General features: G+C 66.8%; 7 protein-coding genes, 1 pseudogene and 1 riboswitch. Of the genes and pseudogenes, 4 read left to right on the top strand and 4 right to left on the bottom strand.

What is annotated here, in order from left to right; translation table 11 throughout:
• Positions 1-16: 16 nt before the first annotated feature.
• Together I5M_RS16435 and I5M_RS16430 are read right to left on the bottom strand one after the other, a co-directional pair.
• Positions 17-595, bottom strand: a complete 579-nt coding sequence (locus I5M_RS16435; protein WP_022722389.1) for a thermonuclease family protein — start codon at positions 593-595, stop codon at positions 17-19.
• A gap of 80 nt (positions 596-675) precedes the next feature.
• Positions 676-888, bottom strand: coding sequence for a DUF1674 domain-containing protein (locus tag I5M_RS16430; protein ID WP_022722388.1), 213 nt, complete (start codon positions 886-888; stop codon positions 676-678).
• A gap of 162 nt (positions 889-1,050) precedes the next feature.
• Here I5M_RS16430 and I5M_RS29935 point away from each other — a divergent pair.
• The 3 genes and pseudogenes from I5M_RS29935 (at position 1,051) to purH (ending at position 6,203) form a co-directional block, all read left to right on the top strand.
• Positions 1,051-2,399, top strand: a pseudogene (locus tag I5M_RS29935) (RsmB/NOP family class I SAM-dependent RNA methyltransferase).
• Between the two features lie 304 nt (positions 2,400-2,703).
• A complete protein-coding gene (locus tag I5M_RS16420; RefSeq protein ID WP_083909595.1) occupies positions 2,704-4,455 on the top strand; it encodes a heparinase II/III family protein in 1,752 nt (583 codons plus the stop codon).
• 48 nt (positions 4,456-4,503) lie between these two features.
• Positions 4,504-4,585, top strand: a riboswitch (ZMP/ZTP riboswitch).
• A 25-nt stretch (positions 4,586-4,610) separates the two neighbouring features.
• Positions 4,611-6,203, top strand: coding sequence for a bifunctional phosphoribosylaminoimidazolecarboxamide formyltransferase/IMP cyclohydrolase (purH, locus tag I5M_RS16415; protein WP_022722386.1), 1,593 nt, complete (start codon positions 4,611-4,613; stop codon positions 6,201-6,203).
• 228 nt (positions 6,204-6,431) lie between these two features.
• On the opposite strand, the gene I5M_RS16410 is transcribed toward purH, so the two are convergent.
• Complete coding sequence (locus I5M_RS16410) at positions 6,432-7,520, bottom strand: 3-deoxy-7-phosphoheptulonate synthase (RefSeq protein ID WP_022722385.1); 1,089 nt, start codon at positions 7,518-7,520, stop codon at positions 6,432-6,434.
• Positions 7,521-7,733: 213 nt separating this feature from the next.
• Positions 7,734-9,131, bottom strand: a complete 1,398-nt coding sequence (locus I5M_RS16405) for an MFS transporter (protein ID WP_022722384.1) — start codon at positions 9,129-9,131, stop codon at positions 7,734-7,736.
• Positions 9,132-9,232: 101 nt separating this feature from the next.
• On the opposite strand from I5M_RS16405, the gene ggt reads away from it, so the two are divergent.
• On the top strand, positions 9,233-10,966 hold the full coding sequence (gene ggt / locus I5M_RS16400; protein ID WP_022722383.1) for a gamma-glutamyltransferase: 1,734 nt from the start codon (positions 9,233-9,235) through the stop codon (positions 10,964-10,966).
• Positions 10,967-11,297 lie beyond the last annotated feature (331 nt).

The raw sequence follows: 11,297 nt of genomic DNA, 5'->3' as shown, positions 1-11,297 counted from the left end.
CTGCGCTCTACCCATCCTACCGTCCGCACCAGCCGTCCCGGTGTCCGCCGCCATACGCCCGAGCGTAGCCGCCCTCTAACATCGTAGCTGATACATTCGCGGTGCGCTTCGTCGCGACGTCGGCGACGACGCGGCCTTGGTACTTGTCGGGGCCGATATTGTAGATCGCGACGCCGCCCTGCTGGAGCAGGCCCCGCAGCGCCTCGGTCGAGGCTTCGGCCAGCTTGAGCTCCTGCGCGCAATGCGCCTTCAGCTCCGGGGCGTCGATGCCGCGCAGCCGGACGCGGGTGACGTAGTCGTGGCCCGGCAACAGATGCACCCGCGCCTCGAACGTGTCGCCGTCGATCGTGTACAGCACGTCGACCGGATGGCGGATGTCGGGATTGCCGGCGCGTTGCCAGATGATGTCGCTGTCGTGGTTCATGGCGCGTGCCGACGGGCGGTCGGCCCAGGGGAGGTGGATCCAGTGGCGCGCCGGCAGCATTGCGCCGGCAGCCATGCCGAGAACGAACACCCACGGCAGCGCAGCCGACAGCCGCCCCCGCCAAGGCGCACGCGTGATACGTACCGGGTTCGTTCTAAATTCTGGGTACATATTCCTACGTTAGCCCGAGTCGACACCCGGCGCAAGCGGAGGTGCAAACTCGAGTTGTCGTCTTGACGGAAAACGAACCTCTAAAAATCGGAAGCGATGCCCTTCACTTCCCAATCGCCATAGCGGGTCGGCTCCGGGCCCTTTGGACCTTGATATTCCTTCTCCGGTTTGGCGGCCTGTTGAGCGGCCGCCGCGCGGCGCGCTTCGGCTTCGGCCAACGCGCGCTTGGCGGCCTCCGGCAGTTCCTTGCGCGGCTCCGGCGAGGTCGGTGGTGAAGATTTCGGCTCGGTCATTGGGGTCACTCCGCGTCTGGCGCTGATGTCGCGCTTGCGGGAGCATCGCGCAAGATGCCGGCCGCGATTCTTACATTTGTCCTATTCGCGTGCGACGTGTTGGGCCTCGGCGGGCCGCGGGCTCGCGACCGTCTTCTTCCATCAGTGTGATACCTTCAATTCATGCCCGCTCCACGATTCGCTCCAGCCCAAGAGGCGCCGGGCCTCGCCGCGCGACGCATTGCGGCCGACATTCTTGACGGCGTTCTGCAGAAGCGCCGCACGCTCGACGATCAGCTCGAAGGGCCGGCAGCGCACCCTGGATTGAAGACGCTGTCGGATCGCGATCGTGCGCTGATGCGGCGGCTGGTCGCGACCATTCTGCGTCGCCGCGGCACGCTGCAGCATCTGCTCGCCAGGATGCTGGAGCGCGGCGTGCCGACCGATGCGCCGCGGGCGCAGAGCGCGCTGCTGATCGGCGCGGCGCAAATTCTCTGGATGGACGTGCCCGATCACGCCGCCGTCGATCTCTCGGTCCGGCTGGTGCAGTCGGATCGGCGCGCCGCCAAATATGCCGGCCTCGTCAATGCGGTGCTGCGGCGGATCGCCCGCGAGGGCAAGCCGCTGATCGATGAGGTCGCCGACCAAACGCTCGATGTCCCGGCCTGGCTGTTCGGACGCTGGAGCGCGCATTACGGCGAGGACGCCGCGCGCGCCATCGCGCAGGCGATCAGCCACGAGCCGTCGCTCGACCTCACGGTGAAGTCCGATCCCGATCACTGGGCGACGCGGATGCATGGCGAGACGTTGCCGACCGGCAGCGTCCGCACGCTGCTGCAGGGCTCGGTGAAGATGCTGCCGGGTTTCACGGACGGCCAATGGTGGGTGCAGGACGCCGCCGCGGCGCTGCCGGTGCGGTTGTTCGGCGATTTGAACGGACGCGCCGCCGCTGACCTGTGTGCGGCGCCGGGCGGCAAGACTGCACAACTGGTGCAAGCTGGTGCTCGCGTCACCGCGCTCGATCGCTCCCCGGCGCGCGTGGCGCGACTGCGCGAAAATCTGACGCGCCTCGGCTTCGAGGCTGAGACCGCAGTGGCGGATGCCAGCGAGTGGGGCGAGGGCGCTACGTTCGATGCCGTGCTGGTGGATGCGCCCTGCGCATCGACCGGCACCATCCGTCGGCATCCCGACGTCGCCTGGCTGAAGCAGGAGAGCGACATCGGCGCGCTCACTGCTGTGCAGCAGCGGCTGCTGCAGAAGGCGGCGTCGCTGCTGCGTCCCGGCGGCACGCTGGTCTATTGCACCTGTTCGCTTGAGCCGGAGGAAGGCGAGCATGCGGTCGCGGCTCTGCTCCAATCCGATCAGGCGATGCGCCGGCACCCGGGTCGACCCAGCCGAGGTTCGCCGGGCTCGCCGAGATCGTCACGCCGGAGGGGGATTTGCGCACGCTGCCGTGCCATCTGCCCAACCCCGATCCGCGGCTCGCAGGGTTCGACGGTTTCTACGCGGGGCGCCTGACCAGGGGTTTGTAGCCGCTCGCGTTTCGGCGTTTCCCGCGGGCGCCGAGCGCGCCGCGACGTTCATCCACACCCGTCTATCGCCATGGTGTGTCCGGGGGATTTCCGGACTAAAAGGATTCGAAACGAATTTTCGTTAATCCGAGGTTGCTTTGGTTCATAACGTCAGTCCGTCTTCCGAGACCAGATGTCTGTCGAGCTGTTTCAATCGAAGCCATCTGCGACCGCACGGGTCGCCGCCGTTTTGCTGAATCTCAAGGGCGCCCTCACTCGGGTGCCGCAACGTGATGCGTTCATAGCACCGGGGGCCAAAGCGCGCGTGTCGTCCGCCCATCGTCGACGGATATCCAGCCTGATCTTGGGCCGCTTCGCGCGCAGCACGGTGGCGCGCGCCTCGGGCGGCGCGGCGGCGCTCGGCCGTCTGCTGCCCGGCCGAACCGACCGGCTGATCATCGCGCCGCACGATCTGCGCACGGCCGACTCCACGCGCGCAGCCGAGATCTATGCGGGTCGTTTCGTCTTCGCCGGCAAGATCGTCACCTGCCACGGCCGCTCGATCTTCGATATCGAGCCGCCGTCGGATGATTGGGAAGCCGCCCTGCTGGGGTTCGGCTGGCTGCGCCATCTGCGCGCCGCCGACACCGCCATCACCCGCGCCAATGCCCGTTCGCTGGTCGACGACTGGCTGTCCAACACCAAGCGCCGCAGTGCCGTCGGCCGCCGCCCCGACGTCACCGCCCGCCGGGTGATTTCGCTGTTGTCGCAGGCGCCGCTGGTGCTCGGCGATACCGATGGAAAATTCTATCGCCGCTATCTGCGCGGGCTCACGCGCGAGATCCGCACGCTGCGCCACGCGCTGCTCGAAGTGGCCGATGGCGTGCCGCGGCTGCAGGTCACGATCGCGCTGTGCTACGCGGCGCTGTGCCTCGCCAATCAGGCCAGCAATATCCGCGGTGCCACCAAGCGTTTGTCGGACGAACTGCAACGCCAGATCCTGCCGGACGGCGGCCACATCTCGCGCAATCCGGGCGCCTTGATCGAACTTTTGATCGACCTGTTGCCGCTGCGCCAGACGTTCTCGGCCCGCAACATCGCACCGCCGCCGGCGCTGCTCAACGCCATCGATCGCATGATGCCGATGCTGCGCTTCTTCCGTCACGGCGACGGCAATTTCGCGCTGTTCAACGGCATGAGTGCGACGCCGACCGATCTGCTCGCAACGCTGCTGGCCTATGACGACAGCCACGGCACGCCGATGGCCAGCATGCCGCACTCGGGCTATCAGCGCATCGACGCCGGCTCGACGCTGGTGATCGTCGATGCCGGTCCGCCGCCGCCCGCCAATGTCAGCCAGGAAGCCCACGCCGGCTGCCTGTCGTTCGAATTGTCGTCGGGGCTGAGCCGCATCGTCGTCAATTGCGGCCTGCCCCGCACCAACCGCGAGACCTGGCGCGTGTTTGCGCGCTCGACCGCGGCGCATTCGTCGCTGGTCTGTCATGACACCTCGTCCTGCAGTTTCGTCGAGCGCTCGGCGATGAAGCGCTTTCTGCACGGCGCACCGGTCGTCAGCGGTCCGGCCAACGTGGACAATCACCGCGAGGCGGTCGCCGGCGGAACTCTCCTCAACACCTCGCACGACGGTTATCGCGACCGCTTCGGCGTCGTGCATCAGCGCATGCTGGTGGTGAAGCACGACGGCTCGCGGGTCGACGGCGAGGATACGCTGCAGGCGGCGAGTGGCCGGCACAAGGCGGCGAATGCCGATTACGCCCTGCGCTTCCATCTGCATCCCAGCGTCAAGGCCAACCGGCTCGCCGATGCTAAAGGCGTGATGCTGGTGCTGCCCAACAAGGAAGTCTGGACCTTCGAGGCTGCCGACGACACCGTCGAGCTGGAAGAAACCGTGTTTCTCGCCGGCAACGACGGCGCACGCCGCTCGACCCAGATCGTGATCCGGCAGAATTCGATCGAAGCGCCCAACGTGCGCTGGAGCTTCATCCGCTCCAATGCCTCGCCGCAGGCCACATCCGCCCGCCGCGCCGCCCGCCGCGAGCCGGAATTGCCGCTTTAGACGACCTTGGTCACCGTTGTCGCGAGTGGTGAAAACTGCTAGTCAACGCGGGCCTCGCGCGACTGGCGACCTAGGATGGAGCACCATCGGGAAGCGCGGGACGTCTCTGCCGCGCGCCTGGGCATTTGTTTCCTTCACCCAAGAGGATCCTGCCCATGACCCAGACTTCCCGCCGCGTCACCCGTGCCCTGCTGTCCGTCTCCGACAAGACCGGCCTGATCGATTTCGCCCGCGCGCTCGCCGGCCACGGTGTCGAGCTGGTTTCGACCGGCGGCACCGCCAAGGCCATCGCGGCGGCGGGGCTTCCGGTCAAGGACGTCTCCGAGCTCACCGGCTTTCCGGAGATGATGGACGGCCGCGTCAAGACGCTGCATCCGAAAGTGCACGGTGGTCTGCTGGCGATCCGCGACAATGACGATCACACCCAGGCGATGGCCGCGCACGGCATCCCGCAGATCGACCTGCTGGTGGTGAACCTCTATCCGTTCGAAGCGACCGTCGACAAAGGTGCGTCCTACGAGGATTGCATCGAGAACATCGACATCGGTGGTCCGGCGATGATCCGCGCCGCCGCCAAGAACCACGACGACGTCGCCGTGGTGGTCGAGGCCAGCGATTATCAGGCGGTGCTCGACGAGCTCGCTGCTAATAACGGCGCGACCACGCTGCCGCTGCGCAAGCGCCTCGCCGCCAAGGCCTATGCGCGCACCGCCGCTTACGATGCGGCGATTTCCAACTGGTTCGCGCTGCAGCTCAAGACGGATGCGCCGGACTTCCGCGCCATCGGTGGCCGGCTGATCCAGTCGCTGCGCTACGGCGAAAATCCCCATCAAACCGCGGCGTTCTACGCCACGCCGGAGAAGCGCCCGGGCGTCGCCACCGCGCGGCAGGTTCAGGGCAAGGAGCTGTCCTACAACAACATCAACGACACCGACGCCGCCTACGAGTGCGTCGGTGAGTTCGATGCCAAGCGCACCGCCGCCTGCGTCATCGTCAAGCACGCCAACCCCTGCGGCGTCGCCGAGGGATCGAGCCTGCTCGACGCGTACCAGAAGGCGTTGGCCTGCGACTCGGTTTCCGCATTCGGCGGCATCGTGGCGCTCAACCGCACGCTCGATGCCGAGGCGGCGCGCGCCATCACCGAGATTTTCACCGAAGTGATCATCGCACCGGACGCGACCGAGGAGGCGATCGCGATCGTCGCAGCGAAGAAGAATCTGCGGCTGCTGCTGGCAGGCTCGCTGCCCGATCCGCGCGCGACCGGACTGACTTACAAGACCGTCGCCGGCGGCCTTCTGGTGCAGTCGCGCGACAACGCGGTGGTGGACGACATGTCGCTCAAGGTCGTCACCAAGCGGCAGCCGACCGAGGCCGAACTGCGCGATCTCAAGTTCGCGTTCCGCGTAGGCAAGCACGTCAAGTCGAACACCATAATCTACGCCAAGGACCTCGCCACCGTCGGCATCGGCGCAGGTCAGATGAGCCGTGTCGATTCCGCGCGTATCGCCGCCCGCAAGGCGCAGGACGCGGCCGAAGTGATGAAGCTCGCCGCGCCGATGACCAAAGGCTCGGTGGTCGCGTCCGACGCGTTCTTCCCGTTCGCCGACGGCATGCTGGCCTGCATCGAAGCCGGCGCCACTGCGGTGATCCAGCCCGGCGGCTCGGTCCGCGACGATGAAGTGATCAAGGCCGCCGATGACGCCGGCATCGCCATGGTGTTCACCGGGACAAGGCATTTCCGGCACTAAGGCGCTTCGGCGGCTGAGTGAAGTAGCACAGCCTTCTGAAGCAGCTTTCTCAAGCTCAGAGTCGTCATCCTGAGGTGCGCGCGCAGCGCGCCTCGAAGGATGCGGCCAAGGTGCGTGCGGCCCATCCTTCGAGGCCCACCAGCCCGCGCAGAGCGCGGCCCGGTGGGCACCTCAGGATGACGCAGAGTGCGTAGCAGCAGCACCAACGATCGCCATCCCGCTAGCTGATCAAGCCGCAGCACCTTCTTGCTGAGCGCTGCGCCGGACAACTCGCCGTCTCTCCACCGCAGCGGCCAGTTCGTCCAGCACCGTCTCTGTCGTGGCCCAGTCGATGCAGCCGTCGGTGATGCTCTGGCCGTAGTGCAGAGGTCGGCCCGGGACGACGTCCTGCCGCCCGGCGACCAGATTGCTCTCGATCATCACACCGATGATGCGGTCATCGCCGGCCGCGAGCTGGCGCCCGATATCGGCCGTGACCTTCGGCTGGTTCTCCGGCTGCTTGCTGCTGTTGGCGTGGCTGGCATCGATCATCAGGCGCGGCGCCACGCCGACCTTGCCGAGCACCGCGGCAGCGGCCTCGACGCTGGCGGCGTCGTAGTTCGGCGTGACGCCGCCGCGCAGGATGACGTGGCAGTCGCTGTTGCCGGTGGTGGCCGCGATCGCATTGCGGCCGCGCTTGGTCACCGCCATGAAATGGTGCGGTTGCGCCGCCGATTTCACCGCCTCCGCGGCGATCCGTACATTGCCGTCGGTGCCGTTCTTGAAGCCGATCGGGCACGACAGGCCGGACGCCAGTTCGCGGTGAATCTGGCTCTCGGTGGTGCGGGCGCCGATCGCGCCCCAGGCGACGAGGTCCGCGATGTATTGCGGCGTGATCAAATCGAGGAATTCGGTGGCGGCCGGCAGGCCGAGATTGTTCACGGCCGCCAGCACATGGCGCGCCAGCCTTAGTCCCTTGTCGATCCGGAAGCTGCCGTCGAGGTCGGGGTCGTTGATCAGTCCCTTCCAGCCCACGGTGGTACGCGGCTTTTCGAAATACACCCGCATCACGATCTCGAGCCGGTCGGACAAGGTCTCGCGCAGCGCCGCCAGACGGCTGGCATAGTCCAAGGCCGCTTCCGGATCGTGAATCGAACAGGGGCCGACCACGACCAGCAGCCGGTCGTCGGCTCCGGTCAGGATGGCGTGGATCGCGCTGCGGCTGGCCGCAACGGTGCGGGTCGCAGTCAAGGTGCGCGGCACCTCGCCGAGGACTTCGTCGGGCGTACTCAGTTCGGTGATTTTCTGAAGGCGAAGATCGTCTGTGGTGGTCAACACGGCAGTTTGCTCCTTGTGAGGAGACCTGCCGGCTTTAAACGAAAAAGCCGCCAGGTCTGGCGGCTTTTCGGATTTCGATGCTGCAATCTTCAGATCGAGCGAAATCCTCCCGCCGCCAGCGAGCTGCTAAAATAGAAGTACCAGTACGTGGCGGGCAGGTGGTTCATGCAGCCCCTATAGACCAAGCCGGCGGGTTTGTCCACGGACCGCGATTTACGGTGCCGTTCGCCGCACGCGCGTCAGCAGAATCAGCCCGGCGATGAAGAACAGCACCAGCACGGCCATGCCGGCCTTCTGGCTGGCGGTGATCGCCGTCACCGAGGCGACCAGCAGCGGTCCGATGAACGAGGTGACTTTGCCGGTGAGCGCGAACAGGCCGAAATACTGCGCGATACGCTCGCGCGGTGCGAGCCGGATCAGCAGGGTTCGCGACGCAGCCTGCAGCGGGCCGCCCGCGATGCCGATCAGGCAGCCCAGCGCGAGGTAAGCGCGTTCGGCCGGCGCGCCGAACAGCGGTCCGCCGGGCTGCGGCGGTGTGACCTCGATCAGCAGCACGTGCGCAGGATCCGTCAGCAGAATGCCGGTGATCGCGAACAGCAGCAGTATCATCGATCCCGCGATCACCCGCTTGGGGCCGAGCGCGTCGTCGAGCCGGCCGCCGGCGAAAGCGCCGAATGTCGCGGCGATGGCGAGGATCACGCCGAAGACGCCGATCTGAATCGTACTCCAGCCGAATGTCGCTGTGGCGTAGATGCCGCCGAAAGCGAACAGCGACACGAGCCCGTCGGTGTAGATCATGTTGGCGATCAGGAAGGCGGCGAGCGAACGCCGCTTCGGCAAATCGCGCAGCGTCTCGCGGAGTTCGCGCAAGCCCTCGCGTACCGCGGCGCGTGGCTTCAGCTTGGCGGGGAAGTCCGGCGTCAGCAGCATCATCGGCGCGACGAACACGACGAACCAGATCGCCGTCAGCGGGCCGCTGATCCGGTCGCCTTCGTGCAGCGCCGGATCGAGACCGAACCACGGCTCCAGCCCGATCAACGTCTTGCCGGTCTGCGGGTTGGCGGCGAGAAACCCAAGCACCAGAATCAGCGACAGGATGCCGCCGACATAGCCGGTGGCCCAGCCGGTGCCGGACAGCCGGCCGATCTTCTCGGGCGGGACGAGATTCGGCATCATGGCGTTGTTGAACACGGTGGCGAACTCGACCCCGATGGTGGCGATCGCGTAGGCGATCAGCAGCGCCGGAATGCCCGCGCTGTCGCCCGGTTTGCCGAACCACATCAGCGACGAACCGATCACCAGCATGGCGCCGAACAGCGCGATCCAAGGCTTGCGCCGGCCCGACGCGTCGGCGATCGCGCCGAGCACCGGCGACGCCAGCGCGATCAGCAGGCCGCTGGCCGCGGTGGCGAAGCCCCACAGCGATTGCCCGGTCGCCGGATCGGGCGCGACGTAAGTGGCGAAATAGGGTGCGAAGATGAAGGTGGTGATCAGCGTGAAGTAAGGCTGCGCGGCCCAGTCGAAGAAGATCCACCCCATCACCGCGGCACGCGACGGATAACGAGTCTGCTGGGCGTGCGCCGAGAGTTCCGCCGCGGCCGATGACGTCATCTTGTTGTCTCCGCGCCAGACGCGTTTTGCGGGCGGCGCCGGTTTTCTTATAGGATTCGCCGCGGGCGCGGCAGCCGAGCCGCGACGCCGAATGGATTAGAATGATCAGACTGCATTCCCTGCATCGCAAATGTGTGACGTTGGTGGCGTTCGTCGTACTGGCACTGGCGCCGGTCCACGCCCAGGACATGCGCGGCGGCGCCGCGTCCTCGGCGCTAGCGGCGCCGGCCGTCACGGCGCGCCACGGCATGGTGGTGGCGCAGGAGAAGCTCGCGGCCGAAATCGGAGCGCGCTTTCTTGCGCAAGGCGGCAACGCCGTCGATGCCGCGGTGGCGACCGGCTTCGCGATGGCGGTGACCTATCCGCGCGCCGGCAATCTCGGCGGCGGCGGCTTCATGGTGATTCATCGCGCGAATGGCGAAGATATCGCCATCGACTATCGCGAGACCGCGCCGAAGGCGGCGACGTCCGATATGTTTCTAACCGCCGGCAAGCCCGATCCGGCGAAGTCGCGCAACTCGGCACTCGGCATCGGCGTGCCTGGCACGGTTGCGGGCTTGGCGCTGGCATTGGAGAAATACGGCTCGGGCAAGTTCACGCTGGCGCAGCTGATCGCACCGGCGCGGGAACTGGCACAGGACGGCTTCGTCGTCACCGACGATTTTGCCGACACGTTGCCAGAGATGCGGTCGCGACTCGGGCTGTGGCCCTCCGCAGTGCAGGTGTTCGTGCGTCCCGACGGCTCGCCGCTGCAGCGTGGCGACAAGCTGGTGCAGGGCGATTTGGCCGCGACGCTACGGGAGATCGCCGAGCAGGGGCCGGACGGCTTCTACCGCGGCGCGGTCGCGGCCAAGCTGGCGCAGGGTATTCAGCGCGCCGGCGGCCTGATCACGACCGACGATCTTGCCGATTATCGCGCCGTGATCCGCAAGCCGGTGCGTGGCACTTATCGCGGCAACGACATCGTGGCGATGCCGCTGCCGTCGTCGGGTGGCGTCGTGCTGATCGAAACGCTGAACATCCTCGAAGGCTTCGCGATTCACGATCTCGGTGCCGGCACGCCGCCGTCGCTGCATCTGTTGATCGAGGCGATGAAACGCGCCTACGCCGACCGCGCCCGCTATCTCGGCGACCCGGCCTTCAGCGAGGCGCCTGTGGCGAAGCTGCTGTCGAAGGACTACGCGGCGACGCTGCGCAAAGGCATCGATGTCAGTCGTGCCACGCCGGTGACCGAATGGCTCGCGCAACCCCATGAGGGTCAGAACACCACGCATTTCTCCGTCGCCGACGACCAGGGCAACGCCGTCAGCAACACCTACACGCTCAACTTTCCCTACGGCGTCGGTCTCGTGGCCGAGGGCACCGGCGTGCTGCTCAACAACGAGCTCGACGATTTCACCGCGGCGCCGGGGGCCTCGAACGCATTCGGGCTGGTCGGCTTCGAAGCCAACCTGCCGGCGCCCGGCAAGCGGCCGCTGTCGTCGATGTCGCCGACCATCGTGCTGAAGGACGGCAAGCCGGTGCTGATCACCGGATCACCGGGCGGCAGCCGCATCATCTCGGCGGTGCTGCAGGTGATCGTCAACGTCATCGACAATCGCATGGACGTGGCCGAGGCCGTCGCGGCTCCGCGGCTGCATCATCAATGGATGCCGGACGAGGTGCGGGCCGAGCACGGGTTCCCGGCCGCGACCCTGGATGCACTCCGTGGCATGGGCCACCGCATCGTCGTGCCGCTCGGCCAGACCTCGGCGAATTCGATCCTGATCGACGCCAACGGATTCCACGGTGCGCCCGACCCAAGGACACGCGGCGCCACGGCGGCGGGGAATTGAGCGTGTCGTCATCCATGTAGTAACAAGTCCCTCCCCAAGCACAGCGAGCTCCCTCTCCCGCCTGCGGGAGAGGGCTGGGGTGAGGGCGCCCCAGGCAGCGAGCTCGCTGTTTGGTGGACCAGCACTACAGCATCGGCTGCGGCTCGTGGCAGCCCTCACCCCAACCCTCCCCCGCAAGCGGGGAGGGGGCGCGTCGCGCGCGTAGCGGTTGCTTCGGCTTGCACTTGTGGTTCAACGTCTCGTCGCAAGCGAGCGTAGCGATGCTCTGCTAATCTGCTTGGCGATTGAGATTTGGACTCTCGGGAGACATAAATGACTTCATTGAAGGGCA

The sequence above is a fragment of the Rhodopseudomonas sp. B29 genome (assembly GCF_000333455.1).
In the GTDB taxonomy this organism is placed as follows: Bacteria; Pseudomonadota; Alphaproteobacteria; order Rhizobiales; family Xanthobacteraceae; genus Rhodopseudomonas.
This window is presented reverse-complemented; position numbering and strand designations above follow the sequence as displayed.